Genomic DNA, 25,615 nt, shown 5'->3' on the forward strand with positions numbered 1-25,615 from the left:
ACGCCTTTACAATAAAGGATCACCTTTCGGCAATTTTTTCGCCATCCAACTGGCCAGCTTGTGTTTCATCTTCGGTTGATTTTCTTGGCCTTTGGCCAAAGGCTGAATCAATTTATCGTGTACCAGCAAGCGATACACATATTCAATTTTTAACGCCGCCGAATCCGTCGCTTCAAACTCAGCCACACCCCGTGTTTCAGCGTATTCCATGCCTTGTTTCAGAGCCTCTTTTAGCAATTCAGCTTCATGTTTTAATTTTTTCATTGCAACACCTCAAAATAGACCAGCAAGCTCTGTAAGAACGGGTGATTATTGTCATCACTGACCATAAAGAACCGCTTTTCTTTATGCCGAGTCAACCCTTCAAAATTATCCATATACCAACCGTCACCGCCATTAAAACGCGCCACGGTTTTTACCTTCAGTGGCTGCATTGTATCCGGCTCAGCTAATGTATCGACCCAACGCAAATTGATAATAAACGGCACCAAAGGGTTCACATAGGCCCGTTCCAGCACCAACACCTCACCGCTAGGCAGAGCCTCCATAGCCACCACCGCATTACCCGCTTCCTTGGCCATCGGATAAAGCCAACGCTGATCTTGCAAATTAAACCACGTCACCTGAGCCTTATTATTGGAAAATTTCATCGCCCGTTCCGGAGAGGTCAGCACGCCCCATTGAGGATGAACCGTCAACGCCTCCAAAGCATCGTTACTGGTTTTGTAATTTTCCGCCCCCGCCAAAACATCGGGCAGCTCTCGATCACCTTCCAAAACACCCTCGGTATCGTACTGATAAATGCGCGGATAACCTTCAAACGAGACCAGTAATTCCGTATCGCCCTTGCGACCGTTATCGGCATTCAGTAAGGTCAGACCTTCCGCATCCTTAGACTTGCCACTCAAAGAGCGTCCTTTGACACCCAGCAGCGCGTATTTAGCCACCAGCATCACGTCACTCAAACGTCCTTGTTTGAAAACCGGTCGCAGATGAAACAGCTTGCCAAAATCCGAAATGGCATAGAGCAGCTGCTCATCCTCATCCCAAGCCAGATCCGATAACCCCACCAGACCTTCTGACTCCAACAAAGCCACGCTGCCCAGCAGTTGCACCGACATAAAAGGCTGATTCACATCATGATCTTCAGTGAGGATGCTGGTCTTAGCCACGGATTTTTCCTGCTGTGGTGAATCGGCCAATGGCATCTGCGCACAACCCAACACCATCAGACTTAAGGGCAGTAGCCCCAAAAATTTGCGATACGTTTTAAACATCTCACCTCCTGTGTCAGTCTCTGTTGACGATCAAATTTGAACCTTATTATGGCCACCCTTGACTAAAAAATAAAAGCCTATTTTTTTAACCCGATCACCTTCTAAGGCCACTTTTTAGACTATGATCTGAGATACATTAAATTCAGATCTCAACGCACCTACATGGAGTAACCATGCGCACCTTTGCTTTTGCCACAGCCCTTATCACACTCTCTTTTTCCATTTCTCCAGTTTACGCCCAACGCATCCTGTTTGATGCCAGCCACGGCCAGACTGCAGGCAATGCCGACTGGATCATTGATGCCGACGGCTCGATGCAGAGTTGGAAAAATTTTCGCTGTAAACAAGGCGGTCTGCACCACTCAGCGCAGCGTTACCCCACACCGCCGCAAAGTCAGATCAAAGCCGACACCCCCGAAACCTTCTGGAGCGGCGGCATCTCCGCTTGGGGCATGGCACTGGCCAAAGACAACCTGAACCCCAAACGGCAGCGCAACTGGCAGATCGAACAGTACCCGTGGAACGCTCAGCCTTTCAGTTACAACAACGCCAACAACCCACAAGACCTGATGCACTACGACGTTTTGGTTTTGGATGAACCCAATGTGGCCTACAGCAGCGACGAAATCAGCGCCATTCGCCAATTTGTCTTTGAAGGCGGCGGCCTGTTTCTGATTGCCGATCACGAAACCTCGGATCGCAACTGCTCCGGCGGGAAAAACGCCAAACAAGACAGCCCCGCCATTCTCAACGCCCTTCTGGGCAACACGATCAACACCCAGCCCCGTCCGCCCTATTACAACGCCAATGACAAAAACAACGATTACGGTCCCTTTGGAATTTGGTTCTACGAAAATGGCAATGACGACTCCAAAGACCGCGCCAACCGCGATTTTGACTGGTTTGACGAAGTCAGTAACAACAACATCAATCAAGACCCCAAAGACCCGCTGATTCATGGCCCCTTTGGTGATGGCAGCAAAGGTCTCGGTCTGTTTGGCTCCACCCAGATCGGCCTCTCAACCGATAAACAGCAAGGCAACAGCAAAGCGCAAGGGCATATTTGGCGCAACGGCCAAAATCAACAACCCAACCTTATCGGTGTTTCACAGCGCGTCACTCTGGCCAGCAGCCAATACGGTCAAGGGCGCGTGATTGCGTTGGGCGACTCCTCACCCAGTGACGACAGCACCGGCCAAGGCCGCCTCTATCCGGGTTGGGATCAAATCCCCAGCGCCGCCAATCACACCCTGATTTTAAACGCCACCGACTGGCTGGCACGCCGCAATAACATCACCCCACCCCACCCTCTGAGTGCCGGTCCTGCGGTCAGCATGAGTGCCTGTGTCGCCACCATCAATTGGCAAACAGCGCATAAAAGCGCATCCAATATGAGCTGGGGAGAAGAGAATAATCTGGATCGCAACACAACGGTACCGGGTCTGCGCAGCAATCACCTCATCACACTGGGTGGCCTCAGCCCCGAACAGAAATACAGCTACCGTCTTGAACTGACAGACAAACGCAGCGTAGAAGGTCATTTTAAGACCGTCGCCAGCCAAGCCCTCGCCTTCCAAAAAGAGCCCAGCGTCAGCGTCACTCGCAGCCACGGCGTGCAGATCCAATGGCAAGCCAACCAATCGGCCTTAGTGAGCCTCGATTACGGCCAAAAAAGTACCGACGAACACCACCTTGCGCTTGGTTCACAACAGCAAAAACAGAGCATCGAACTGGCCAATCTCACGCCTGCCACACCGTATCAACTGGTGCTCAAACTGGCCAACGCCTGCGGTGAAACCCTGCTGAGTAAACAGCTCAACTTCACCACCGCAGCCATTACCCCTCCCCCCATTGCCCCTAAACCAAACAAACCTGCGACACAGGATCAGATGATCAACATCTCCGGCTGGCGTTTGATCAACAATAAATCACGCACCCAGCTCACCTTTCCCGCCAACACAACACTGAAAGCCGGTGAATACCTGGTCATTGGGCGCAACAACAGCCAAGCAGAGTTTGAAAAAGTCTGGGGGAAACTGCCCAGCAAGGCCAACTACCTCAACAGCAAAAACACCTTGGTGATCAACAAAAGCCCACGCCGTTACACTTTGGTTAATCTCAAAGGTGAGTTACTGGCAGCGTCTACGGTGGTCAAGGAAGGGTTATCGGTCTCCAGTGGTGCGTGCAGTACAAACGGACAGCCACACGTCTGGAATGTAACAAAACTCAATAAAGCCACGCCCGGCAAAGGCGCACAGCAGTGTGGCCAAGGTCTGAGAATCAGTGAAGTCAGCGACGCCAAAGGCTATCGTAATGAATTTGTTGAGCTCTATTTCGATGCACCACTAAAATAGACAAGCAAGGCCAGCCACCTCCCGCTACTTTTGTGGAGGTGCTGTTTTTTTAAAAGGCATACCCAAACTTCAAAATCTCTGCATCAATAATAACCTGCCCGTCGTCATCAAATGGATCAAGAACCGACGCAAACTGATCATTTTTTCCCACTAGATAACGCCCCATGCTCAAACTGGCACCCCAATAATAATTGCTGCTGGAAAAAATGCGATAACCAATTCCCACCCCAACTCCCAGCTTCACCTCAGACCCCCGCTCTCTGATAAATTCAGGCGGCAATTGATTCGGCCCAAGGGCAGCATAATCAATGTTATCACTGCGAATGCCATCCAAATAGGCCAAACGAGTAAAGCCGCTCAGATAAAAGCCCTTCATGCTGTCACCTAAAAAACGACGATAATGCAGATCTACTGTTGCTAAATTAAACAAATCGCTGTTCGAGCCTTCATTCGAAGAGAGAAAAATCGGAAAGGCTAATTCCACCTTGTCTGCTGGCTGGAAAAGTGAAAAGCCCCCACTCAAAACAACCGAGCCCGGTTCGGCAACCAAAAAACGCGCAACATTAAATTCGATGCCATAGGTTTTATCGGCAAAGGGAGAACGGTTCTGCTCACGTCTAAGATCCGCTTGTTTCTGCAAGGCTTGAGCAATTTTTTTATCAATATCCGACTGCTCACTCGCACCATCCACGGTGACCACAATCGGCGGCACAACCTCCGCCGCCGACACCCACGAGCTCAACAACAGACCCAATAACAACAACTCAATCATTCTCAACATACTCCGCTCCATACCCAAAACAGTCAAATTCGTAGCCTACTACAGCCTCCGAATCAAACCAATCACTTCTCTTAATTCCAGCACATCAGTCAGCTCAACCGACATTAACCAGCGTTGCAGATCGGGATCAGACTGTTCTAATAGGCAGACAAATTGCTGTTGCAGAGTGTCGCTCAAATCATCGTAGTGCTGCTCTAAAAATTCACCCAAAATAAAATCCAACTCCAACAAACCCCGCCGACACTGCCAGCGCAAACGGGCTTTCTCTTCAGCAGGACGTAAACGAGACAACTAACTCTGATCCTTAAGCATCAAGGATTTAATCTGGCCGATGGCTTTGGTGGGGTTAAGGTTTTTCGGGCAGGCTTCCACACAATTCATAATCGTATGGCAACGAAACAGCTTATAAGCATCGTCCAAGTATTCCAGCCGAGCTTGTTTAGCGCCGTCACGGCTGTCAGCCAGAAAACGACAGGCGGTTAACAGCGCCTGCGGACCGAGAAATTTATCTGGATTCCACCAAAAAGAGGGGCAGGCCGTAGAACAGCAACCGCACATAATGCACTCATACAGCCCCTCTAATTTTTCATTTTCTGCTGGGCTTTGTAAAATTTCCTTTTCAGGCAACGGCTCAGATGGTTTTAACCACGGATCGACTCGTTCGTATTGACGATAAAACTGGCTCATATCCACCACCAAATCCCGAATCACCGGTCGCCCAGGCAACGGACGCACCTCTATAGGCTCCTTTAAATCCGCCACTCGGGTAATGCAAGCCAACGTATTGCTGCCGTTGACATTAACCCCGTCAGAACCGCAAACCCCCTCCCCACAGGAGTGACGAAAAGCCAACGACTCATCCTGCTCTTGGATCAACAACAGAGCATCACGCAGCATCATGCCCCGTTGCACTGGCAGCTCAAACTCTTGCATCGAGGGCGCTTGTTCTGTTTCAGGATCAAAACGATAAATACGAAATAACATCAAAAACCCCTTCTAATAGATACGCTCTTTGGGGGGGAAGCTCTCCACACTCAAGGGCGTGGAACGCACCGCTTTGTAATTCAAACGATCACCCTGCTGAAAATAGAGGCTGTGTTTCATCCAATTCTGGTCGTCACGTTTGGGGTAATCGGGGCGCGAATGAGCGCCACGGCTCTCTTTACGGTTGGCCGCTGAAACCGCGATGGCCATACCAATATCAAACAGGTTTTCCAACTCCAAGGCCTCGATGCGCGCCGTGTTAAAAACCTTGCCGCGATGCTGCAAGCGCACCTGAGACAATTTTTTACGCAAAGCTTGCAGCTTCAACACCCCCTGCTGCATAACCTCTTCTGTACGAAACACCCCCGCATGATCTTCCATCAACTTTTGCAGCTCGCAGCGCAACTCATTCACACTCAACACCTTACCCTCAGCGGGAAGCTCCCAGCGATTGAGGCGATAGAGCGCACGATCCACACTGGCCTGATTCAATGGACGATGTTCAGGGTTGTTTTTCACATACTCAATAATGTCTTTGCCTGCCAAACGCCCAAAGACCAAAATATCCAGCAGTGAATTACCACCCAAACGATTCGCGCCGTGTACCGAAGCACACGCGCATTCCCCAGCGGCATACAAACCAGGAATCACCGCGTTCTTCTCATCTTGCTCCTGCTCACCCAATGGCATCACCACGCGAGCAAAGCGGTCGGTGGGAATGCCTCCCATCATGTAGTGAGCGGTAGGAAAAACAGGAATCGGCTCTTCAACGGGATCAATACCAGCAAAAATGCGGCTGCTCTCTCGAATGCTTGGCAATCGTTTGGCCACCACTTCTTCACCGAGGTGATCCACTTTTAGCAACACATGGTCTTTATCCGGCCCGCAGCCCCGGCCTTCGTTGACCTCAGTGACGATGGCACGGGAAACCACATCGCGGCTGGCCAGATCCTTGGCCATCGAAGCGTAACGCTCCATAAAACGCTCGCCCTCGCTGTTGATCAAGTATCCGCCCTCACCGCGCACCCCTTCGGTGATCAACATGCCTTTGCCCGCAATACCCGTGGGGTGAAACTGAAAAAACTCCATATCTTGCAATGGAATCCCCGCCCGCAGCGCCATCGCCATACCGTCGCCGGTATTAATATGAGCGTTGCTGGTGGTACGATACACCTGCCCACCGCCTCCCGTGGCGATCAGAGTCGCCTTGGCTTCAATCAAAATCGGCTCACCCGTGGCAATTTCCAATGCCAGAACACCGAGAATAAAACCCTCCTCGTCACGAATCAGGTCAATGGCAAAATATTCATCAAAAAAGTGAGTTTTAGCACGTAGGTTCTGCTGATAGAGGCTGTGCAAAATAGCGTGGCCTGTGCGATCCGCCGCTGCACAGGTGCGCGCCGCCTGTTTACCGCCAAACTCTTGGCTCTGACCACCAAAGGGACGTTGATAGATCGTGCCGTTATCCAGCCGTGAAAAAGGCACGCCGTTGTGTTCCAGCTCGTACACCGTCGGAATCGCCTCCCGACACATAAACTCAATGGCGTCTTGATCCCCCAGATAATCGGAGCCTTTGACCGTATCAAACATATGCCAATGCCATTTGTCTGCCATCACATTGCCCAAAGCGGCGTTCACCCCGCCTTGAGCCGCCACTGTATGGGAGCGAGTGGGAAAAACTTTTGAGACCACCGCCACCTGCAAATTTGCATCAGCCAACTGCAACGCGGCGTTCATGCCCGCCCCACCCGCACCGATTATCAAAGCATCAAACCGCAGCGTTTTCAATTTCAGCCACCTCTTCTTTTTTTAATTAGGCCAACGACTCAGATCAATAACATCAATGCCCAACCGCCAGATGAAATCAACAAAGAAAGCAATAACACAGAGAACAGCAAACGCAGCGAATCATGGTGAACATAATCCATCAGCACGTCACGAAACCCGATCCAAGCATGAACTAAAAGTGCCACGACAAACAGCAAAAAAGCCACACTCAACCACGGTTGCTTCAACAAATCTTGCCAAGCGTGATGATTTTCTGGCGGTGCAAACAGAAACAGAGCCAACAGGGAGCAAACAAACAACGCCAAATAAACCGCGCTGAAACGCTGCCAAACCCACCCCCTCAGCCCCCCTCGGTAACGGCTCACAACAGCCCCCCCAACAGCAACAGCGCCACTGTTGGAGCCAAAAATAGCACCAGCCAAGCACTCTGTCGATAACGGGGTTTATCCACCCCCACCTCCAGATCAATCAACAGATAACGCACCCCCGCCAACAGATGATGCATCAATCCCCACAAAGCAAAAAAGAGCACAAACCGACCAACATCGCTAACAAACAGCGCCTTAACCACTAAAAAACCGGCTTCATCAGCTAAAGAGAGATCCAACAAATAGAAAAAGACCGGCAACAACAGCACCATCGCCACACCGGTAATTCGATGTGCAATCGACATCACACCGGCTACCGGCAAACGTATTTTGCGCAGATCAAGAAACACCGTGCGTTGCCGCTGCCGTAACGCCGGTTTGGCACTCAAACGCACATGACCACTGCTGCTCAATGCCTGTTGTAACTGCTCTGCGGTCAGAGCTGGGGGTATTTTAGCCCTCGACAAAGGACTTTTTTTGGACGTTGAATCGCCAAGTTCCTGACCATAACCGTCCCTAATTTCAAGATGACGCTTCATATTTAGCCCTCTCTGCTGCCTGCTTATTCCATAATTCACCTTAACAACAGCGCCCATGGCGCAACTACCACCTTTATCTTGTAGCACAGCTCAATATAAATGGCGTGCCAAGACAGAGTAAGCGCGTTTAAAGCACTCCACCCAAACAAGGTTACTGTTTTTAGAATCCCAAACCATGCCAAAGATCACACAAAAGGCGCTCTGCAATAAGAGGCTAAAAATGGATGAGGGGGATTATGGGAAAAATGTCAGGCGATAACGCCCTTATGTTGCGACAAGGAACAACATGGAATAAAGACAAGAAAAAATGGCGCGCCCGACAGGATTCGAACCTGTGACCCTCGGCTTCGGAGGCCGATACTCTATCCAGCTGAGCTACGGGCGCTGGAAGCGGGCTATGATACTGCCCGAGTCATTCAGAGTCTATGCAAAAATATTTCTGATATTTCAGCAAGCCAGAGTCAGACCCCACAGGAGCCTAGCTGCCACCTTGAAGGTAAAAGCCTTAGAATACGCTAAGGCACATTTAGGGCAGTTATCAAGCCTTTTATTACTATGGAGAACCCTATGATCAAAGCACCTGCTTTTATCCGAACGGACACACTGATTTTACTGGCTTTGGCCATCAGCCTAACGGCATTCGTTTATTTCAGTAGCAATGATAATTCAAATCCAATTGCGACAAACGAACGAAACCGCATTACTGAGAATGCCGACATCAGCCCCGTTGGCAAACTGGTGGTAACCCACAATCCAGCCGACGCCTCAGCTGTTTTGCAACAACTAGCCAGTTTAAACGCCATTAATACCACCAGCAGCAAACAAACACACATTGAGCCTGAAACCGACAACAGCATCGACAACGCCTTAACCTCCGCAGTGGCCAATGCAGACAGCACAACAACCGAAACAAAGCCCACCGCTGTGCCAACCAGCCCAGAAAAAACAGGGGCAGCAACCCCGCAAGAAGTGGCTCTGGCACCCGTTAATAGAGTAAAACACAGGGCAGCACAACCTCATCCCGCCAGCTACCGCCGCTACTACAATATGCCTTTTCCAATGCCGGTCTACCAACTGCCTCCGCCCACAAACCCATACCGTCACCAATATGGCCACGCCCCCTACCCAACCAGCCGCTAGTCAATTACACACCCACCGCTGTAACAGAGACAGAGGTGGGTGCAAGCACGCGCCAACAGTATTACACTTCTGCCAACGAACCACCCTGATCACCCTCTAGTTACACGGAAAATCGTATGAAAAGCCTTAAATGGGTTCTGCTCTCACTGCTCTCTTTGTTGTTATTGGTCTTTATTGTTGCGGGCATCATGCTCTATACCCTTGACCCCAATGAACACAAAACCATGATCTCCGAACAGGTCAAAACAGCAACGGGGCGCGACCTCAATATTAAAGGCGACATCCAACTTTCACTTTTCCCGTGGCTCGGTTTTGAATTGGGTGAAATCAGCCTCAGCAACGCCGCTGGGTTTGGCGACGCCCCGTTTGTGAAGCTCCGTGGCGCACAGCTAAAATTGGCCCTGTTGCCGCTGCTGAAACAGCAGATCAAAATCGATCGCATTGAGTTGATCGGTTTTGAGCTGGAACTGGCGCGCAATGCCGCAGGGGTAAACAACTGGGACGACCTCAGTAACACCAACGAAAAACCCGTCGAAGAGAACAGCGAGCCCCTCTCGCTGGAATCCCTCGGCATTGACATTCAAGCAGTGTTGATTGAAAACGCCAAACTGCACTGGAGCGACGCCACCACCCAGAGCGACCTGCGCATCAACGACCTCAGCCTCAAGCTGGGACGGCTGCAACTGGGAGAGGACTTCCCCCTCGAATTGAGCTTCAAGCTGGCCAATCAACAACCGGCCATGACCGTCGCGCTGCACCTCAACAGCCAAGTCAACCTTGACCTAAACCAACAGCAATACCGACTCTCCGCTCTGCAGCTGAACATCAACGCACAAGGAGCCGAGCTGCCCAATGGGGCTGTAAGCCTACACATGAACGCCGACCTGTTGGCCAACCTACACACCGAGAGCCTCAAACTCAAGGTGGCCGAATTACAGCTCGCTGGGGTAAACACCAGCCTCAGCGTTGAGATCGAAAAACGGTTACAAAACCCGCAAATCAAAGGCCTCTTTACCCTGCACAACACCGATCTGCGCCAAGTACTAACCGACCTCAAACTACCCCTGCCAGAGATGGCTGACAACAGCACCCTCAGCGCCATTTCTGCTCAAATTCCCTTTCAATTTGACGGCAAAAAGCTGCACCTGTCCCAACTGAAACTGCAACTGGATCAAAGCCAATTGAGTGGCAATCTCACCCTCGGCCAACTGGATGCCGCCCTGCCTGAAGTACAGTTCCAACTGAACATGAGCGCCCTCAACGCCGACCGTTATCTGCCACCGCCCAGCGAGACCAAAGAGCCAGAAATGGAACAAGCAGCCGATGGCGATGCACCCATCGAATTGCCACTGGAATTGCTGCGTCAGCTCAATATCGACGGCAGTTTTGAACTGGAACAGCTCATCATCAGCAACCTAAAGTTGGCCCATCTGCAACTTGGCATCAAAGCCAAAAAAGGCCAGATCGCTCTACAACCGCTTAATTTGGATCTCTATGAAGGCAACCTCAAGGCCAGCGCCAAACTGGACGCGCGTCAAAACACGCCGCGTTATCACCTGCAGAGCCAACTGACAAACCTCTCTTCCGGCCCGTTGTTGAAAGACTTTCTCGACAACGATTTTCTCCTCGGTCACGGCGACGTAATCCTGACGGTAAAAACCAGCGGCAACAGCGTCAATGCACTGAAAAAAGCCCTCAATGGCGACACCGCTCTGGCCTTTAAAAACGGCGCAATCAACGGCTTTAACCTCGCCCAAAGCCTGCGCAAAGCCAAAGCCAAATTGAGTGGCAAATCCTTCACCGAAACAGAGTTTTCCAAAACTGACTTTACCGCCCTAACCGTCAGCGCCACGATCAAAAACGGCGTAGTCAGCAGCAATGATCTTGATCTGCGCTCACCGTTGCTGCGCGTCAGTGGTAAAGGCAACGCCAACTTGGTGAGCAATCAACTCGACTACACCGCAGAAATCAAAATCACCAACAGCACCAGCGGCCAAGGAGGTAAATCCGCCAACGATTTAGCGGGGCTTAATATTCCAATTCGGGCATCCGGTCCTTTTGATGATGTTGGTATCGAGTTTTTGCTCACTCAAGCTCTAGCGGGAAAAAAATTGGATGCGGCCAAAAACAAATTGAACGACGCCGTAGCCGAACAGAAACAAGCTGTGAAAAAACAGCAACAAGCCCTGCAACAGAAAAAACAAGCAGCAGAAGAAAAAGCCCGCGCAGAAGCTCAACGCGCCCTAAAAGAAAAACAGCAACAACTGCAACAAGAAGCCGAACAGAAACTGAAAAACCTGCTGAAATTCTAAAACCACGGTACACTTTTGTTTTACCCAACATCAACCAAAAAGACAGGGACGCTGACAATGACAGAACACGGTTTTATTAAATTTGACCTGATTCTCCTCTCCCTGTTTTCAGCATTAATAGCGTTTCTCTTTTACGCCGGTGTTGACTCCATATCCTTCAGTAACAATGACATTCGTTCATTTTTAGATGAGGTGTCTCTGACCGAACAAAACGACACCCAAGACGACCCCGGCATTGAAGAACCGCTCAGCACATCGGAAAAACTGATCGTCATCCCACGGACAATGCCAACATTGACATCCACAGATAAACAAACACCCCAACAACACATCCTCGACTTACAAGTTCAAGTGGCACAACTGACTCTGCAACTGCAACAAATTGAACCTGCCGCAGCTCAAGAAACACCCGACAGAGAGTGTGAGCGTCAATCTCAAACAGATGCCCCCTCCATCCCTGCAATGAAAAAAATAACACCACAAACCGAACAGAAAGCCAGTGTATCCACACCAGCGCAATCAACACCTTCAGCAAAAAAGACCGTTAAACCCGCTCTGATAGCAAAACCAGCACGGCCGATACAATCAGCGAAGCACAATAAAACCTCAACGCAACAACAAAATCACCTTCTGCACGACAAAGCTTGGCTGTTGTCCCAAAAAGACAGCCGCTACAGCATGCAAATTTTGGCGGTACGCAGCAAACAAGAACTGCTACAAGAGATCAAAGAAAGCAACTTGGAACTCAAAACCCTCTCTTACTACCCCATCATTCGCAACGGTCACGTTTGGTACGCACTGCTCTACGGTCTGTTTGACAACCGAGCAGAGGCACAACACGCCCTTAAAAAACTGCCCAAACACATCCGTCAAAACAAACCTTGGTTACGCTCCCTACGTGCGATCAAAAAAGCCATCCAACAAGTCCCCATAGAGACGCAATAACGGCGTTTATCAATGAAAAAAACCGCCTTTTCTCAACCACTGCTAAGCTGGTTCGACCAACATGGGCGGAAACACCTGCCTTGGCAGCAAACGCCAAACCCGTATCAGGTCTGGGTTTCAGAGATCATGCTGCAACAGACCCAAGTAAAAACCGTACTCGCGTATTACACACGTTTTATGCAGCGCTTCCCCAACATAGAAAGCTTGGCCAGCGCCAGCGAAGATGAGGTGTTGAGTTATTGGTCGGGTTTAGGTTATTACGCTCGTGGGCGTAACTTGCGCAAAGCGGCCATCATGGTGATGCAGGAGTTCGACGCTACATTTCCACAGCAATTGGATGACGTGATGGCTCTACCGGGCATCGGTCGCTCCACCGCCGGAGCCATTCTCAGCCTTGCTTGTCATCAGCATCACGCCATTTTAGACGGCAATGTCAAACGGGTCTTAGCGCGTTATTTTGCCATTTCTGGCTGGGCTGGAAAAAAAGCCGTCTTAGATCAGCTCTGGCAAAAAGCCGAAGAGTTAACCCCTAAAAAACGCGTGGCGAACTACAATCAAGCCATGATGGATCTGGGGGCAACGCTCTGCACCCGTCGTCAACCGGAATGCCCACGTTGTCCAGTACAAAAAGGCTGTCTGGCACATCAACAAGACAACCCACAGGACTACCCCAGCCCCAAGCCAAAAAAAATCAAACCTGAACGCACAACCTACATGCTGTTATTGCAAAACCAACAGGGCGATATTTTACTGGAGAAAAGAGCCTCCACAGGCCTCTGGGGAGGGCTTTGGAGCCTGCCCCAGTTTGACACCCTGCTGGAGCACCAAAGCTGGCTACAGAGCCAATTTGGCCTGTTTGTCCAACAGCCTCAACAGTGGCCCAGCTTTCGGCACACCTTCAGCCACTTTCATCTGCACATTACGCCTCTACACGTTGTTCTGAATAGCCCCAACAATGTTGTGATGGATGCCGACAATCGAGTCTGGTATAACAACGGCCAACAACTCGGCGGGCTGGCAGCCCCCATCTCACGTCTGTTAGCAGACGTTTTTGAACTAACAACACAAGAGGATGAGTCATGACACGCATGGTGCACTGTGTAAAATTAGATAAAGAAGCCGAAGGGCTGGAACGCCTCACTTACCCGGGTGATCTGGGCAAAAGAATATTCGATAACATCAGCAAAGAAGCGTGGCAGCAGTGGGTGAAACAGCAAACCATCCTCATCAATGAATACCGCCTCTCTGTGGTTGACCCCAAAGCCCGCAAATATTTAGAGGAAGAGATGGAGAAATTTTTCTTCACTGGCGGCTCTGAACTGCCCGTTGAGTTCCAAGCCAAAAAATAAGACTTGACTCTGGGCGGCGATATCGATTTAATACGCCCCCTAAATGATCTACTCGATTATTTAACCCCGCCCAGATAGCTCAGTCGGTAGAGCAGAGGATTGAAAATCCTCGTGTCGGCAGTTCGATTCTGTCTCTGGGCACCATACTCAAACCCCTGTCTTTGCCTTAGCAATACAGGGGTTTTTTATTGCCCCCTCTCCTCCCTGAATGAATATCTTCTGCTACACTATCTCAGATTTTTGTGCAGTGTGTGTTAACTGCAAACACTGCTTAATATGGCGATGCATACTCGTACATCGCCTATCTGGGAGCATGAGGAAAGAAAATGGCACATATAGTAATACTGGGTGCGGGCACCGGTGGCATGCCCATGGCCTACGAAATGAAAGCAATCGTTGGTAAAAAACACGACGTCACTGTTATCAGTGAAAACGACTATTTCCAATTCACCCCCTCCAACCCTTGGGTTGCGGTTGGCTGGCGTGACCGTGATTCCATCACTTTTCCTCTGCGCCCTTATTTAGAACGCAAAAAAATCAACTTCATCAATCAGCGCGCGGACAAAATTGACGCTGAAAACAACACACTTGAACTGAACAACGGTGAAGTGGTTGAGTACGACTACTTGGTCATCACCACCGGCCCACGCTTGGCCTTTGAAGAAGTGGAAGGCTCCGGCCCTCAAGGTCACACCCAGTCCGTCTGCACCGTTGACCACGCCGAAGGGTTCTACGAAGACTATAAAAAATTACTTGAAGCACCAGGCCACATGGTTGTTGGAGCCATGCCTTTTGCCAGTTGTTTTGGTCCTGCGTATGAATTTGCCTTTATTGTCGATGCCGACCTGCGCAAACGCAAAATTCGTGACAAATTCCCCATGACCTTTGTCACCTCTGAACCCTACATTGGCCACTTAGGTTTGGGCGGTGTCGGTGATTCCAAAAGTATGCTGGAAAGCGAACTGCGCACCCGCAGCATCAAATGGATCACCAATGCCAAAACCACCAAAGTGGAAGCGGGTAAAATGTTCATTGACGAAATGGACAGCAAAGGTGAACTGTTCAAGCAGCATGAGCTGGAGTTCAAACAGTCGATGATGCTGCCTGCGTTTAAAGGCGTTGACGTGCTTTCCAGTGTTGAAGGTTTGTGCAACCCGCGTGGTTTTGTCTTTATTGACGAACATCAACGCAACCCTAAATACAAAAACATCTACTCTGCTGGCGTCTGCATCGCCATTCCACCCATTGAGCCGACCCCCGTCCCCACTGGCGCACCCAAAACCGGCTACATGATCGAGTCTATGGTCACCGCGACGGCGCAGAACATCGGTGCTGAGCTGGAAGGCAAAGAACCTACTGCCAGCGCAACCTGGAACGCCATCTGTTTGGCCGACATGGGAGACACCGGTGCCGCTTTTGTTGCTCTGCCACAAATTCCACCACGCAACGTGGCGTGGTTCAAAAAAGGCAAATGGGTACACATGGCCAAAGTGGCCTTTGAAAAGTACTTCATCCGTAAGATGAAAAAAGGCACCTCAGAGCCGCTGTATGAAAAATACATCTTGAAAATGATGGGCATTGAAAAACTGAAATAAACATCGGTTTTTCAATCTCGTTATTAAAGGTGCTCTTTAGAGCGCCTTTTTTATGGCTGCACAAAAAAAGACCGAATCAGCTTTTATCACAGCCACAAAAAAACCCAGCCTAGCTGGGTTTTTTTTACACATCAGACAAACAAACAAAATTAAAAGTTACTTAATTTTGCCTTCTTTGTACATAACGTGTTTACGCACAACAGGATCGAATTTTTTGATTTCGAACTTGCTGGTCATGGTGCGCTTGTTTTTGGTCGTGGTGTAGAAGTGACCGGTACCCGCGCTGGAAATCAAACGAATTTTATCACGCATAACTTATCTCCTAAACCTTCTCGCCACGGCCACGCATTTCGGCAAGTACGGTATCAATACCTTTCTTGTCGATGATGCGCATCCCTTTGGTAGTCAAGCGCAAACGCACCCAACGGTTCTCACTTTCAACCCAAAAACGATGGGACTGTAAATTGGGCAAGAAGCGACGTCTGGTTTTGTTATGAGCGTGAGAAACATTGTTTCCGCTCATGAGCCGCTTGCCGGTCACCTGACATACTTTGGCCATGTTGGCTCTCCAAAAATATCGTGTTGCAGCAAAGCCGCGCACAATACCAAAAGAGCACGAATATGACAAGTACAATTTTACCCAATATCAATAACCCTACAATCCCCATCTGGAAAAACAGCGACAAACTGGCTATAGTGGCTCGCCATTCACCACTGAGCACAGACATGGACATTATCTTTATCAATGATCTGCAAATAGAGACCATTATCGGCATCTATGATTGGGAGCGCGAAACCAAGCAGACCGTCAGCATTGATCTGGAAATGGCCAGCGACATCCGCGCTGCCGCCAACAGCGATGCCATTGAAGATACCCTCAACTACAAAGCCGTTGCCAAACGGCTGATTGCCTTTGTCGAACCGAGCAGCTTTCAACTGGTAGAGACCCTCGCCGAGCGCCTGACCGAAATCATTCGTAACGAGTTTCAAGTGCCTTGGGTCAAATTAACCCTGCACAAACCCGGTGCGCTGCGCGGTGCCAAAGACGTGGGCATCATCATCGAACGAGGCAACAAGGTTTAATCGCCTTTTTAGACGCGCCAATGCCTCAGGTTTTTGTCAGTATCGGCAGCAACATTCAAGCTGCCCAAAACATCCGCTCCTCGCTACAGACTCTAAAACAGCAGTTTGGCAGCCTCATCCAATCACAAACGTACCAAAGCCCTGCGGTCGGTTTTGAAGGCGCGCCCTTTTATAACTTGGTCGTTGGTTTTAGCAGCGCGCTGCCATTATGGGATCTCTACGATCAGTTGCGCCAAATCGAAACCGATCACGGACGGCAACGCAACGGGATTAAATTTTCCTCACGTCCCTTAGATCTGGACATCCTGCTCTACGGTGAGCTGCACCTCGAAACAGAAAAATTACAGCTCCCCAGCGCAGAAATAGAGCAGTACGCCTTTGTACTTAAACCACTATCCGACTGCATTCCCGATCAAAAACACCCTCATCTAAGGCAAACCTACCAGCAGCTCTGGAATGACTTTCAAGGCGATAAAACACAATTACAACCCATCACGCTCTAATCCAGTCGTAAGCAAAACAGCTTACACTTCCGTGTTCAGTCCCTTATAACGGAGCTCATCCATGCAACCTCAGCAGCGCGCCCACCTCTGTTTTAGTTATATTTCCCTCTATTTTATCGCCATTGCCCTGTTGCAGTTGCTCGCAGCACCCAGCCCCCTGTTGCAAACCATTGTTATGATTGTCGGCATCCCCGCCACGATTGTGTTTGTCCTCTCCAGTCTGATCGGCATTATGAGCACCTTTATCTTCTGCCGTGATCAGTGGCCACTGGTGGCCATGTCCGCCAGCCTGTTCGGGCTTTATCTGCTCTTTTTTAGCAACAAACAGCAGCTCAGTGACCCTGAGGCCGACAACAGCGACCTCTACCGGCTGGCGTTTTTAGCCGCCGCCCTGATTGTTATTTTATCCGTCCGCTGGTTGCTAGAAAAAAATCACGCGGATAATAAACAGCCTTAAGGCTGACCAAACAAATAATTCCGCATCTGCTCCACCGTGTCGCGCACCTGCTCCACCGCATCATCTAAAGTGAGGGTGCGCTGCACAAAGATCGTCAGCTCCCCCATCGGCAAGCCGTACTTTTTCAGGCTGATTTTCTGCATTACGCTGTTGGCATCAATGGCGTAACTCCACTGCTCCACCTGACGTACCGCTACCTCACTGCCATCATCAAAAGAGAAGCGGTAATTCCAATAGGCGCTGTTGCCCGCTACCCGCCCCTCGCCTTGACTCTGTGCATCAGAGGCCGCAATGCGATAACGGTGTTCATCCAATTTCTTCAAGGTCACAATACGCTGCGCCACCTTGCCCGTGCTGTAACGCCACGTCTGTTGAAGTTTACCCAGATCCTGTTGCCACGCGGCTTCCATCTCAATGCGAAAGCGTTGGCGCACCACACCGCTGCGGTCGGTGTAAATGCCCCAACCGCTCAAGTGACCACTGTAAAAGGCCTGTGGATCAAACAGCGGTCTTTGCAGGGCGTAATCCTCTATGTTTTGCGCCTGACAGCCCAGCAATAACAGCAGCAGTGCAACCAAACTTATTTTCATATCATTCAACATGGAGAATTACCGCTGACAGGTGGAACAAAAAAAGGTCGAACGCTGACCCAAAACAACCTGTTCAATCGGCTTTTCACAAACCAGACAGGCTTCATTTTTGCGCCCATAAACGTGCAACTTTTGCTGAAAATAGCCGGGCTTGCCATCGGCTTGAACAAAATCTTTCAGCGTCGTGCCGCCCTGTTCAATGGCCGCCGCCAACACCGCTTTAATCACCCGCAGCAGCCGCTCGAAACGGGCTTTGGAGATTTTGCCCGCTGCCGTGGTGGGTAAAATACCGCTGAGAAACAGTGCCTCGCTGGCGTAGATGTTTCCCACCCCCACCACCACCTGCGAGTTCATAATAAAATTTTTCACCGCCACCCGCCGCCCTTTGGCTCGTTGCAGCAGGTAATCCAGATTAAATTCATCACTCAAGGGTTCCGGCCCCAGCTTTTGCAACAGCCAGTGCTGCTCAAGGGGTTCACTGCTCCAAAGCACCGAACCAAAGCGGCGCGGATCACGCAGCCGCAACGCCTGACCGTTAGCCAAGGAGAACTGCACATGATCGTGCTTTTCCAGTGGCAAACTCTGTTTTACCAGCCGTAAACTGCCCGACATGCCCAGATGCACAATGGCACAGCCTGTTTTGCTCTGGATCAAAATGTATTTACCCCGTCGCTCCACAGAGCGGACAAACTGCCCCTCAATCTGCTGCAACTCTGGCGGCACCAGCCAACGCAACTGGGGCTGAAACACCTGCACAGATTTGATTTTTTTACCCAGCAAATGAGGGCGAATGCCTCGACAGGTGGTTTCTACTTCAGGCAGTTCCGGCATAACAGACTCGATGGGGTCATCAAAAAAAGGTGGACGGCAGTGTAACAAGTAAGGCGCAGCAACCGAAGGGCGGTGCGTTTTGGTGAGTGGCAGCGATTCTGTTTGACACTGTTTATCGATAAGTCCAGTGTAATACCAAATCACAATCGATGGGGTCTACTCATGTTATCTGTCACCGTTTCTCCGAAGTATCAAGTGGTTATTCCAAAAGAGGTCAGGGAGTCAATGGGCATTGTCTCTGGGCAAAAGATCCAAATGTTGACCTATCGGAATCGCATTGAGCTGATTCCGATCAGGCCAATGAAACAACTGAAAGGGTTTCTCAAGGGGATTGATACCGAGGTTGGCAGAGAGGCTGACGGCCTGTGAATGTCGTCGATTCTTCAGCTTGGTTGTCGTATTTTTCCGGTGATGCCAACGCGGAGGTGTTCTCGCAGCCAATAGAAAATATCGACACCTTGATTGTGCCGAGCATAACGATTACCGAAGTGTTTAAGTGTGTTTTTCGACAGCGCGGGGAAGATTTGGCTTTGGAATGTGTCGCTCACATGGAGTAAGGAAGCGTGGTGCCACTGAATGGCTCATTGGCCATCAATGCAGCGCACTACGGTCTCGAATACAAACTCCCCTTGGCGGACAGCATCATCTACGCAACCGCAAAAAAATGTGATGCTCTGATCTGGACACAAGATCGTGATTTTGAGGGACTTGAGGGGGTGAATTATTTTGTTAAACAGAAGCAGGCATGACCGTTGGTGCTGGGATTTTGGCTTGTATGGGGCTTGTTTTTCTATTACTCTTGATTCTTGCTCATCCAGCTAACGAATAAAATTAGATCGTGATTCACACGCAACATAAATCCACAATCTAAACCGCGTGTTAAACAAGCCCGCCAGTTAAGTTATTACACGCTATTGAAAATAGTAAAGCGAACGAAACAAAATTTGTACTGAGGATCTGAATTGAAATTAGAAGAACATATTTTTCACTCTAAATCTTTCATTAAATTTATTGATGACGCTGTCGCTTTTATGCTCAACACACCAATGGAATCACTACCTCCAGATGATACATTTTCTGGTGGTGGCGTGTATGCACTCTATTACAACGGTGATTGCCCTTTATATCAGAAAATTTATAGCCAAAATAAAGACCTCCCAATATACGTTGGTAAAGCCGTTTTACCAGGATGGAGACAAGGGCGAAATACAGATAAAGAACAGACCCCTGCCCTGTTTAGACGACTGCGCGAGCATTCAAGAAGCATAAATTCCGCACATAATCTTGAGCTGGCTCATTTTGCCTGCAAATTCGTTGTACTCAAATCTCAAGAAGCTGATTTGATTGGTACAGTAGAGGCTGCGATGACAAGACGACATAACCCATTATGGAATTCACATATTGACGGTTTCGGCAATCATGATCCCGGCAAAGGCCGTTATGAACAAGCAAAATCAGAATGGGATGCATTGCACCCCGGTCGTGCTTGGGCTGAGCGTTTAAAAGGGACACCTCCAGACAGCAATGAAATAGAAGTAAAAATAGGCGCATATCATGTCAACAAATCAACTTAATTCAGTAGAGCTTTTCTCAGGGGCGGGTGGCTTAGCACTTGGCATGTCAAAAAGTGGCTTTCATCATGAACTGCTTGTAGAGCTTGATAAAAATGCAGTTGAAACCTTAATTAAAAATCATGATTCAGGTCAAGCCCAGATAAAAAATTGGAACATAAAGCATGATGACGTGAACAACGTATCGTTTAAAAAATTCAAAAATAAAATATCAGTTGTTGCAGGCGGCCCTCCCTGCCAACCCTTTTCCCTCGGCGGAAAGCATAAAGCATTCAATGATGCGCGTGATATGTTTCCACAATCCGTTCGGGCTGTCAGGGAATCCCAGCCAGATTCTTTTATCTTTGAAAATGTTAAGGGGCTGCTAAGAAAAAAATTTAGTGCCTATTTTGAATACATCATCCTGCAACTGACTTACCCAAATATAACCAAGTGTGATAATGAAGATTGGCAAGATCATTTATGCCACCTTGAGGAAACGCATACAAAAGGAAACTATCGAGGCCTAAAATACACTGTTCTATTTCGATTGCTCAATGCCGCTGACTATGGCGTACCTCAAAAACGAGAGCGTGTCTTTATAGTTGGTTTTCGCAATGACTTAAATATTAAGTGGAGCTTTCCAAAAGCAACCCATTCGCGGGATTCATTATTGTGGCAACAATGGGTCACTGGGGATTATTGGGAGCGTTTAAAGGTTTCAAAATATGACCGACCAAAACAAAACTCATCAATTGAGAAGCTATCTTCTAAGTTACAAAAAAAATACGGTTTATTTAAACCAACAGAAAAACCGTGGGTTACTGTCCGTGATGCTATCAACGATTTACCTTGTCCAAAAAAAGAAAACAGCTACAACAACCATCAATTCAGAGAGGGGGCAAAATCTTATCCTGGGCATACAGGCAGCCCCATAGACGAGCCATCCAAGACCCTTAAGGCTGGAGATCATGGCGTTCCTGGAGGGGAAAACATGATTCGATTTAACGATGATTCAATTCGATATTTCACCGTAAGGGAAGCGGCAAGAATTCAAACCTTTCCTGACGACTATCATATTTCAGGCGTTTGGAGTGAATGCATGCGGCAAATAGGCAATGCCGTCCCTGTGTCACTCGCTGAAGTCGTTGCTCATAGCGTTTACTCAGCAATCGTCTCTAACAAGGCTTAGCGGTTTTAAACAAAAAACGTGGCTCACCTCACTGATCCAAAAAAGCCTCAGCCCGCTGAGGTAAAAACAACAACTCCTCACTCAAGGCCGCACTGAAACGCAGCTGATAATTCGCCCCCTCTGGCACCAGCGTCAACGGTTCTTCGTTCACCACCCGATAACGCCAACTTTGAGTTTCACTGCGTAAAATAAGCCGCGCCCCCGTCACCTCAGCGCTAAAAGGCAACACCGCCTCCGCCAGCGCAAAACGCCACGACTCCGCCAACTGCTCCGCCGCCAAAGCAGGCTCTTGTGTGCTGCTCAAAGACCACAAGCCCGCCTTTTTTTCGATCTGAATGTACGGGGTTTCAATGGAGATCAAGCTCGCCATCGGTTCAAAGGGACGACGCTGCACCAACTCTCGCCCACCGCCTGCCCACAACGGCAAATAAACATCATCCAACAGAAACAACGTCTGATCGAGCCTCACATAACGTTTTCCACTGGGGCTTTTATCGCCAAAAGCCAATGACACCTCACCCAACTGCAACACCGCCCGAGGCGGCTGCAAGCCAAATTCAACTAAATTTAAGCCCTCGATGGGGTACTGCGAGCGCACCTCTGCCTGCCTGATGGCCAACGCCGCCTCAATCCGCAACGGATCAGCAGGTGCGTGAAACGGCTCTTGCAACCACCAGCGCCCCGCTTGGCGTTGCACAACCATGCGCTCTCCAGCCAGCGGTTGAAACACCAACGACTCAAGCTCAAGATCTAACCCAATCAGAGGCGGCTCAGGCCGCTGCTCCATCACCTGACTCAGATAGATCAACACCCCCAACTGCAACAACACCACAAAAATAAGCAGATTAAGCCAACTGCGTTTGTCCATCTTCATCGCCTAATCACCCGCGACCTCACTCACAACACGCCGTCGTCGCCAGACAATCATAAACCCGGTCAACAACAACCCCGCTGGCAACAGCAGAAAAAAACCAAAGCCGATCAGAGCAATCTGCCACGAACTCAACTGCAACTGGCTGTCTGCCGCTTTCGGCATGGAGATCTGCAACAGATTATCCTTCTCCGTCAACCAACTGAAGAGGCGCGACCCCAGCTCCAAGTTGCCACCGTTGCCCAGATATTGATTGGCGAGAAAATCACCATCACCGATCACCACCACTCGCTGCTGCTCGCGCTGATTGGGCAAAGGGCGCTGCAAAACCAAACCCAAACTGAGCGGCCCCGCACGTTCATCGCTGCCCTCATCAAAACCGATCTCACCCTCAATGGGGCTTAACTCCGTCCAACTGCGGGGCAAGGTCTGCAACAGCGTCTGTACTTGCCAGCCACTCGGCTGCTTGGCCTGCAACGCCTGCGCCTGCGGGAACAGAGACACCGTCTGTAAAGGGGCGGTGATGGCATGATCACCGTACTCACTCACCAAAGCAAAATCCGGTGAATCAATGCCAAACAGCGAGCCACTGGCATCCACAATCACCCCCCGGCAGACGTTCAAGATCCAGCTCCGTGGCCAATCGCTGCAAACCGTCGTCACTGTTGGGTTCACTCAACCAAAGCAGATTGCCGCCCCGTTGCAAATAGCTCTGCAACAGCGCCACCTCACCAGGCAGATAGGCGCTCTGCGGCGAAGCCAACACCAGCAGATTTGTGTTATCGGGAATCTGTGGCTGAGTGATCAAATTAAGACGTTGCAGCTGAAACCCCCGCGCTTGCAGCCGCCGACCCAACTCAAAATAATCAAAATTGGCTTTGCCCAGTGGGTCACGCTCACCATGCCCCTCAATAAACACCAGCCAACTCTGCTCTGGCTGAGCCAAACGCAACAGCGCATTGCTAAAGCTGCGCTCATCCAGACGCTGCAAACGCTGTTGACGCTGCTGATAATCAATAAACAGCTCACCACCCTGCGCGATACCCAACTCTCGCGCCAACGCCGGTGAGGTTTCAGGATTGATAAAGGTCAAACTGATGTCCGCTTTCAAACGCTGATAACGGCTGATCAGATCTTGAATCGCTTTGCGCGTCACCTCATCGGGGCCAAGATAGACCGTCACCTGCACCGGTTCACTCAAGGTCTGCAACAGCTCCACACTGGTCTGACTCAAACTGTTGCGGCCATCCCGGCTCAGATCCCACTGCCACGAGTACACGGTACTCAACCACGCCAACACCCCCAACAAAAGGGCAAACAACAGATAAAAAATAACATTTTGCCAACGTCGAGAGCGCGGCTTCAGAACGGCTTTCATTTAATCGTTCAACCTCATATTATCCAGACGACGAATGGCCAAGCCAAGAAAGGCCACCACCAGCAACAGGTAATAGATCAGATCCACACTCTGCAACACGCCGCTCAAAAAGCCCCTCAAATGCGCCGACAGCGCCAAATAATCCAACAGCTCCGCCCCCTCACTCTGACCCGTGGCGTTAATCAACCAGAGAAACAACAGCAACGCAAAGGCACCCACTGCGGCCAACAACGGCTGTGCGGTTAAGCTGGAGAAATAGAGACCGATGGCCGCAAAGGCCGCCAACAGCAACCAACACCCCAACACCGCCAGCGCCAAAGCAGCCAGATCCACGGGCACCGCCATTAACAACGACAACGGCATCAACGCCGTCAACAACAGCATCAAACTCAACAGAGACATCAAGGCCACGTATTTGCCCAAAACGATCTCTGTCATGGAAATCGGCGCGCTCAGCAACAGAGCAAAACTGCCACTCTGTAACTCCTCGGAGATCAGGCGCATGGTCAACAGCGGCATCACCATCAAATAGATACTCGACGCAGGCAAAAACAGACGGGCAATCAGATATTCACTCACCCCAGGCGGATTATCCAACGTGGCCAATTGCGGCTGAATGAGCAGATATTGATCCAGATGAATCAAAAAAAGATAGGCAACAATAAACTGCACCAGCGCCAATACCACCCACGCCAACGGCGAAAGAAACAACGCTTTTAACTCACGCTGCGCCACGGTAAAGATCATGCGCTCTGCTCCTGACAGGTCAAGGCCACAAACACCTGCTCCAAAGATTGCCGTTGTGGGGAGAGTTCAAACAACCCCCAACCCTTCTGCACCGCCAAACTGGCCAAACGACTGGCAGGGTTGTGGTCGGGATCAATCTCAATGATCAGCCCACCGTCCGGCTGCGGCTGCACCCCTTCAACCCCTTCCATTGAATAAATCAGCTCCAGATCCGCCATTGCCCCCAAACGCACATTTAAATGGGTGGTGGGAAAATCATCGGTCAAACGCTGCATTTGTTCGTTAAAGACCAACTGGCCGCGATGAATGATCTGCACACGGCTACAGGTGGCCTGCACCTCGGGCAAAATATGAGTGGAAAGAATAACCCCATGCTCACGCCCCAACTCCTTAATCAATTGGCGAATGTCCCGAATTTGAATCGGATCAAGCCCCACCGTCGGCTCATCCAAAACAATCACCGCCGGTTTGTGAATCACCGCCTGAGCAATGCCCACCCGCTGTTGATAGCCTTTGGAAAGCTGGCCAATCAAACGCCGACTCACCTCAGCCAGACCACAGCGCTGTTTGACCTCATAGAGCGCATCCTCTAGACGCGCGGCAGAGACACCATGCAATTTGGCACAAAAGCGCAAAAATTCATCCACGCTCATATCCAAATAAAGGGGCGGCGTTTGCGGCAAAAAGCCCAGATGCCGTTTGGCCTGTTTTGGCTCAGCCAACAAATCAAGGTCATGAATCTGAATCGAACCAGCCGAAGGCGCTAAGTTGCCACACAACATGCGCATCACGGTGGATTTTCCCGCGCCATTAGGGCCTAAAAACCCCAACACTTCACCGCGATACAGCTCAAAACTGATCTGATCCACCGCACATAAACCGTGGTAATAACGACTCAGATCCCGCACCTGAATCAAGGGTTTTTCTGTCATTCGTGTTCCATTCTTTTAAAAATCTCCCTTGTAGGGACAGACATAAAAC

30 protein-coding genes, 2 tRNA genes and 1 pseudogene are annotated in these 25,615 nt (G+C 50.0%); 15 read left to right on the top strand and 18 right to left on the bottom strand.

Translation table 11 applies throughout. The annotated features are described in order from the left end of the window. Nucleotides 1-6 precede the first annotated feature (6 nt). Both Q9O24_04220 and Q9O24_04225 read right to left on the bottom strand, forming a co-directional pair. Nucleotides 7-264 (bottom strand): DUF5062 family protein, encoded by a 258-nt coding sequence (locus Q9O24_04220; GenBank protein ID MDQ7074358.1) that lies wholly within the window; start codon nt 262-264, stop codon nt 7-9. Beyond that, a complete protein-coding gene (locus tag Q9O24_04225) occupies nt 261-1,277 on the bottom strand; it encodes an esterase-like activity of phytase family protein (GenBank protein MDQ7074359.1) in 1,017 nt (338 codons plus the stop codon). The genes Q9O24_04220 and Q9O24_04225 overlap by 4 nt, the downstream gene beginning before the upstream one ends. A gap of 173 nt (nt 1,278-1,450) precedes the next feature. Here Q9O24_04225 and Q9O24_04230 point away from each other — a divergent pair, with 173 nt between their 5' ends. Continuing rightward, a complete protein-coding gene (locus Q9O24_04230; GenBank protein MDQ7074360.1) occupies nt 1,451-3,631 on the top strand; it encodes a hypothetical protein in 2,181 nt (726 codons plus the stop codon). Between the two features lie 49 nt (nt 3,632-3,680). On the opposite strand, the gene Q9O24_04235 is transcribed toward Q9O24_04230, so the two are convergent. The 7 genes from Q9O24_04235 to Q9O24_04265 all read right to left on the bottom strand — a co-directional run bounded on the left by Q9O24_04235 (nt 3,681) and on the right by Q9O24_04265 (nt 8,476). Next, on the bottom strand, nt 3,681-4,412 hold the full coding sequence (locus Q9O24_04235; GenBank protein ID MDQ7074361.1) for a hypothetical protein: 732 nt from the start codon (nt 4,410-4,412) through the stop codon (nt 3,681-3,683). A gap of 39 nt (nt 4,413-4,451) precedes the next feature. Beyond that, nucleotides 4,452-4,703 carry a succinate dehydrogenase assembly factor 2 gene (locus Q9O24_04240; GenBank protein ID MDQ7074362.1) on the bottom strand — a complete coding sequence of 84 codons (252 nt, stop codon included), beginning with the start codon at nt 4,701-4,703 and terminating at the stop codon, nt 4,452-4,454. Beyond that, nucleotides 4,704-5,396, bottom strand: a complete 693-nt coding sequence (locus tag Q9O24_04245) for a succinate dehydrogenase iron-sulfur subunit (protein ID MDQ7074363.1) — start codon at nt 5,394-5,396, stop codon at nt 4,704-4,706. Between the two features lie 12 nt (nt 5,397-5,408). Beyond that, nucleotides 5,409-7,190, bottom strand: a complete 1,782-nt coding sequence (sdhA, locus tag Q9O24_04250; GenBank protein ID MDQ7074364.1) for a succinate dehydrogenase flavoprotein subunit — start codon at nt 7,188-7,190, stop codon at nt 5,409-5,411. 32 nt (nt 7,191-7,222) lie between these two features. Further along, nucleotides 7,223-7,549: a succinate dehydrogenase, hydrophobic membrane anchor protein gene (gene sdhD, locus Q9O24_04255; GenBank protein MDQ7074365.1), complete on the bottom strand. Its 327-nt coding sequence runs from the start codon at nt 7,547-7,549 to the stop codon at nt 7,223-7,225. Beyond that, nucleotides 7,546-8,091: a succinate dehydrogenase, cytochrome b556 subunit gene (sdhC, locus tag Q9O24_04260; GenBank protein MDQ7074366.1), complete on the bottom strand. Its 546-nt coding sequence runs from the start codon at nt 8,089-8,091 to the stop codon at nt 7,546-7,548. Before sdhC ends, sdhD begins: the two co-directional genes overlap by 4 nt. A gap of 308 nt (nt 8,092-8,399) precedes the next feature. Then, nucleotides 8,400-8,476: transfer RNA gene (locus Q9O24_04265), tRNA-Arg, on the bottom strand. Between the two features lie 182 nt (nt 8,477-8,658). On the opposite strand from Q9O24_04265, the gene Q9O24_04270 reads away from it, so the two are divergent. The 7 genes from Q9O24_04270 (at nt 8,659) to Q9O24_04300 (ending at nt 15,432) form a co-directional block, all read left to right on the top strand. Further along, nucleotides 8,659-9,231 carry a hypothetical protein gene (locus Q9O24_04270; GenBank protein ID MDQ7074367.1) on the top strand — a complete coding sequence of 191 codons (573 nt, stop codon included), beginning with the start codon at nt 8,659-8,661 and terminating at the stop codon, nt 9,229-9,231. 116 nt (nt 9,232-9,347) lie between these two features. After that, the gene (locus tag Q9O24_04275; GenBank protein ID MDQ7074368.1) at nt 9,348-11,543 is read left to right on the top strand and encodes an AsmA family protein; all 2,196 of its coding nucleotides are present in this window, start codon (nt 9,348-9,350) and stop codon (nt 11,541-11,543) included. A gap of 57 nt (nt 11,544-11,600) precedes the next feature. Further along, nucleotides 11,601-12,488, top strand: coding sequence for an SPOR domain-containing protein (locus tag Q9O24_04280; protein ID MDQ7074369.1), 888 nt, complete (start codon nt 11,601-11,603; stop codon nt 12,486-12,488). 12 nt (nt 12,489-12,500) lie between these two features. Then, nucleotides 12,501-13,571, top strand: a complete 1,071-nt coding sequence (gene mutY / locus Q9O24_04285; protein MDQ7074370.1) for an A/G-specific adenine glycosylase — start codon at nt 12,501-12,503, stop codon at nt 13,569-13,571. Beyond that, nucleotides 13,568-13,837 carry an oxidative damage protection protein gene (locus Q9O24_04290; protein MDQ7074371.1) on the top strand — a complete coding sequence of 90 codons (270 nt, stop codon included), beginning with the start codon at nt 13,568-13,570 and terminating at the stop codon, nt 13,835-13,837. The genes mutY and Q9O24_04290 overlap by 4 nt, the downstream gene beginning before the upstream one ends. 68 nt (nt 13,838-13,905) lie before the next feature. Continuing rightward, nucleotides 13,906-13,981: transfer RNA gene (locus Q9O24_04295), tRNA-Phe, on the top strand. A 182-nt stretch (nt 13,982-14,163) separates the two neighbouring features. Beyond that, the gene (locus Q9O24_04300) at nt 14,164-15,432 is read left to right on the top strand and encodes an FAD/NAD(P)-binding oxidoreductase (GenBank protein ID MDQ7074372.1); all 1,269 of its coding nucleotides are present in this window, start codon (nt 14,164-14,166) and stop codon (nt 15,430-15,432) included. Between the two features lie 156 nt (nt 15,433-15,588). On the opposite strand, the gene rpmG is transcribed toward Q9O24_04300, so the two are convergent. After that, nucleotides 15,589-15,744, bottom strand: a complete 156-nt coding sequence (gene rpmG / locus Q9O24_04305; protein ID MDQ7074373.1) for a 50S ribosomal protein L33 — start codon at nt 15,742-15,744, stop codon at nt 15,589-15,591. 10 nt (nt 15,745-15,754) lie between these two features. Next, nucleotides 15,755-15,991: a 50S ribosomal protein L28 gene (gene rpmB, locus Q9O24_04310; protein ID MDQ7074374.1), complete on the bottom strand. Its 237-nt coding sequence runs from the start codon at nt 15,989-15,991 to the stop codon at nt 15,755-15,757. Nucleotides 15,992-16,158: 167 nt separating this feature from the next. Here rpmB and folB point away from each other — a divergent pair, with 167 nt between their 5' ends. From folB to Q9O24_04325, 3 genes are all read left to right on the top strand, one after another. Then, a complete protein-coding gene (gene folB, locus Q9O24_04315; GenBank protein MDQ7074375.1) occupies nt 16,159-16,515 on the top strand; it encodes a dihydroneopterin aldolase in 357 nt (118 codons plus the stop codon). A gap of 20 nt (nt 16,516-16,535) precedes the next feature. After that, nucleotides 16,536-17,018, top strand: coding sequence for a 2-amino-4-hydroxy-6-hydroxymethyldihydropteridine diphosphokinase (gene folK / locus Q9O24_04320; GenBank protein MDQ7074376.1), 483 nt, complete (start codon nt 16,536-16,538; stop codon nt 17,016-17,018). Nucleotides 17,019-17,079: 61 nt separating this feature from the next. Further along, nucleotides 17,080-17,475, top strand: coding sequence for a hypothetical protein (locus Q9O24_04325; protein ID MDQ7074377.1), 396 nt, complete (start codon nt 17,080-17,082; stop codon nt 17,473-17,475). Here the strand turns inward: Q9O24_04325 and Q9O24_04330 are convergent. After that, nucleotides 17,472-18,077, bottom strand: a complete 606-nt coding sequence (locus Q9O24_04330) for a DUF3833 family protein (protein MDQ7074378.1) — start codon at nt 18,075-18,077, stop codon at nt 17,472-17,474. The two genes, Q9O24_04325 and Q9O24_04330, sit on opposite strands and share 4 nt — an antisense overlap. A gap of 6 nt (nt 18,078-18,083) precedes the next feature. Beyond that, nucleotides 18,084-18,896 (bottom strand): bifunctional DNA-formamidopyrimidine glycosylase/DNA-(apurinic or apyrimidinic site) lyase, encoded by an 813-nt coding sequence (gene mutM, locus Q9O24_04335; protein ID MDQ7074379.1) that lies wholly within the window; start codon nt 18,894-18,896, stop codon nt 18,084-18,086. A gap of 162 nt (nt 18,897-19,058) precedes the next feature. Between mutM and Q9O24_04340 the strand changes: the two genes are divergently transcribed. From Q9O24_04340 to Q9O24_04355, 4 genes and pseudogenes are all read left to right on the top strand, one after another. Beyond that, nucleotides 19,059-19,265 (top strand): AbrB/MazE/SpoVT family DNA-binding domain-containing protein, encoded by a 207-nt coding sequence (locus tag Q9O24_04340; protein ID MDQ7074380.1) that lies wholly within the window; start codon nt 19,059-19,061, stop codon nt 19,263-19,265. After that, a pseudogene (locus tag Q9O24_04345) lies at nt 19,262-19,645 on the top strand (type II toxin-antitoxin system VapC family toxin). The gene Q9O24_04340 and the pseudogene Q9O24_04345 overlap by 4 nt, the downstream one beginning before the upstream one ends. 213 nt (nt 19,646-19,858) lie before the next feature. After that, on the top strand, nt 19,859-20,470 hold the full coding sequence (locus Q9O24_04350) for an Eco29kI family restriction endonuclease (protein MDQ7074381.1): 612 nt from the start codon (nt 19,859-19,861) through the stop codon (nt 20,468-20,470). Continuing rightward, on the top strand, nt 20,451-21,638 hold the full coding sequence (locus tag Q9O24_04355) for a DNA cytosine methyltransferase (GenBank protein ID MDQ7074382.1): 1,188 nt from the start codon (nt 20,451-20,453) through the stop codon (nt 21,636-21,638). The genes Q9O24_04350 and Q9O24_04355 overlap by 20 nt, the downstream gene beginning before the upstream one ends. Nucleotides 21,639-21,666: 28 nt before the next feature. Here the strand turns inward: Q9O24_04355 and Q9O24_04360 are convergent, their stop codons facing one another. Genes Q9O24_04360 through Q9O24_04380 form a run of 5 tightly spaced genes read right to left on the bottom strand, consistent with a single transcriptional unit; the run spans nt 21,667 to nt 25,566 of the window. Continuing rightward, nucleotides 21,667-22,512, bottom strand: coding sequence for a hypothetical protein (locus tag Q9O24_04360; GenBank protein MDQ7074383.1), 846 nt, complete (start codon nt 22,510-22,512; stop codon nt 21,667-21,669). A gap of 3 nt (nt 22,513-22,515) precedes the next feature. Further along, nucleotides 22,516-23,133: a hypothetical protein gene (locus Q9O24_04365; protein ID MDQ7074384.1), complete on the bottom strand. Its 618-nt coding sequence runs from the start codon at nt 23,131-23,133 to the stop codon at nt 22,516-22,518. Further along, nucleotides 23,078-23,887, bottom strand: a complete 810-nt coding sequence (locus tag Q9O24_04370; protein ID MDQ7074385.1) for a GldG family protein — start codon at nt 23,885-23,887, stop codon at nt 23,078-23,080. Before Q9O24_04370 ends, Q9O24_04365 begins: the two co-directional genes overlap by 56 nt. After that, on the bottom strand, nt 23,888-24,634 hold the full coding sequence (locus Q9O24_04375) for an ABC transporter permease subunit (GenBank protein MDQ7074386.1): 747 nt from the start codon (nt 24,632-24,634) through the stop codon (nt 23,888-23,890). Continuing rightward, nucleotides 24,631-25,566 (bottom strand): ATP-binding cassette domain-containing protein, encoded by a 936-nt coding sequence (locus tag Q9O24_04380; protein ID MDQ7074387.1) that lies wholly within the window; start codon nt 25,564-25,566, stop codon nt 24,631-24,633. The genes Q9O24_04375 and Q9O24_04380 overlap by 4 nt, the downstream gene beginning before the upstream one ends. Nucleotides 25,567-25,615 lie beyond the last annotated feature (49 nt).

The organism is Gammaproteobacteria bacterium (genome assembly GCA_030949385.1).
Taxonomy (GTDB): Bacteria; Pseudomonadota; Gammaproteobacteria; order JAUZRS01; family JAUZRS01; genus JAUZRS01.

What these genes read in the sequence shown, in the direction of transcription:
- Q9O24_04220 (MDQ7074358.1), bottom strand. Translation starts at nt 264, where the DNA reads ATGAAAAAATTAAAACATGAAGCTGAATTGCTAAAAGAGGCTCTGAAA.
- Q9O24_04225 (MDQ7074359.1), bottom strand. Translation starts at nt 1,277, where the DNA reads ATGTTTAAAACGTATCGCAAATTTTTGGGGCTACTGCCCTTAAGTCTG.
- Q9O24_04230 (MDQ7074360.1), top strand. Translation starts at nt 1,451, where the DNA reads ATGCGCACCTTTGCTTTTGCCACAGCCCTTATCACACTCTCTTTTTCC.
- Q9O24_04235 (MDQ7074361.1), bottom strand. Translation starts at nt 4,412, where the DNA reads ATGTTGAGAATGATTGAGTTGTTGTTATTGGGTCTGTTGTTGAGCTCG.
- Q9O24_04245 (MDQ7074363.1), bottom strand. Translation starts at nt 5,396, where the DNA reads ATGTTATTTCGTATTTATCGTTTTGATCCTGAAACAGAACAAGCGCCC.
- sdhC (MDQ7074366.1), bottom strand. Translation starts at nt 8,091, where the DNA reads ATGAAGCGTCATCTTGAAATTAGGGACGGTTATGGTCAGGAACTTGGC.
- Q9O24_04270 (MDQ7074367.1), top strand. Translation starts at nt 8,659, where the DNA reads ATGATCAAAGCACCTGCTTTTATCCGAACGGACACACTGATTTTACTG.
- Q9O24_04275 (MDQ7074368.1), top strand. Translation starts at nt 9,348, where the DNA reads ATGAAAAGCCTTAAATGGGTTCTGCTCTCACTGCTCTCTTTGTTGTTA.
- Q9O24_04280 (MDQ7074369.1), top strand. Translation starts at nt 11,601, where the DNA reads ATGACAGAACACGGTTTTATTAAATTTGACCTGATTCTCCTCTCCCTG.
- mutY (MDQ7074370.1), top strand. Translation starts at nt 12,501, where the DNA reads ATGAAAAAAACCGCCTTTTCTCAACCACTGCTAAGCTGGTTCGACCAA.
- Q9O24_04290 (MDQ7074371.1), top strand. Translation starts at nt 13,568, where the DNA reads ATGACACGCATGGTGCACTGTGTAAAATTAGATAAAGAAGCCGAAGGG.
- Q9O24_04300 (MDQ7074372.1), top strand. Translation starts at nt 14,164, where the DNA reads ATGGCACATATAGTAATACTGGGTGCGGGCACCGGTGGCATGCCCATG.
- rpmG (MDQ7074373.1), bottom strand. Translation starts at nt 15,744, where the DNA reads ATGCGTGATAAAATTCGTTTGATTTCCAGCGCGGGTACCGGTCACTTC.
- rpmB (MDQ7074374.1), bottom strand. Translation starts at nt 15,991, where the DNA reads ATGGCCAAAGTATGTCAGGTGACCGGCAAGCGGCTCATGAGCGGAAAC.
- folB (MDQ7074375.1), top strand. Translation starts at nt 16,159, where the DNA reads ATGGACATTATCTTTATCAATGATCTGCAAATAGAGACCATTATCGGC.
- folK (MDQ7074376.1), top strand. Translation starts at nt 16,536, where the DNA reads ATGCCTCAGGTTTTTGTCAGTATCGGCAGCAACATTCAAGCTGCCCAA.
- Q9O24_04325 (MDQ7074377.1), top strand. Translation starts at nt 17,080, where the DNA reads ATGCAACCTCAGCAGCGCGCCCACCTCTGTTTTAGTTATATTTCCCTC.
- Q9O24_04330 (MDQ7074378.1), bottom strand. Translation starts at nt 18,077, where the DNA reads ATGTTGAATGATATGAAAATAAGTTTGGTTGCACTGCTGCTGTTATTG.
- mutM (MDQ7074379.1), bottom strand. Translation starts at nt 18,896, where the DNA reads ATGCCGGAACTGCCTGAAGTAGAAACCACCTGTCGAGGCATTCGCCCT.
- Q9O24_04340 (MDQ7074380.1), top strand. Translation starts at nt 19,059, where the DNA reads ATGTTATCTGTCACCGTTTCTCCGAAGTATCAAGTGGTTATTCCAAAA.
- Q9O24_04355 (MDQ7074382.1), top strand. Translation starts at nt 20,451, where the DNA reads ATGTCAACAAATCAACTTAATTCAGTAGAGCTTTTCTCAGGGGCGGGT.
- Q9O24_04360 (MDQ7074383.1), bottom strand. Translation starts at nt 22,512, where the DNA reads ATGAAGATGGACAAACGCAGTTGGCTTAATCTGCTTATTTTTGTGGTG.
- Q9O24_04370 (MDQ7074385.1), bottom strand. Translation starts at nt 23,887, where the DNA reads ATGAAAGCCGTTCTGAAGCCGCGCTCTCGACGTTGGCAAAATGTTATT.
- Q9O24_04375 (MDQ7074386.1), bottom strand. Translation starts at nt 24,634, where the DNA reads ATGATCTTTACCGTGGCGCAGCGTGAGTTAAAAGCGTTGTTTCTTTCG.
- Q9O24_04380 (MDQ7074387.1), bottom strand. Translation starts at nt 25,566, where the DNA reads ATGACAGAAAAACCCTTGATTCAGGTGCGGGATCTGAGTCGTTATTAC.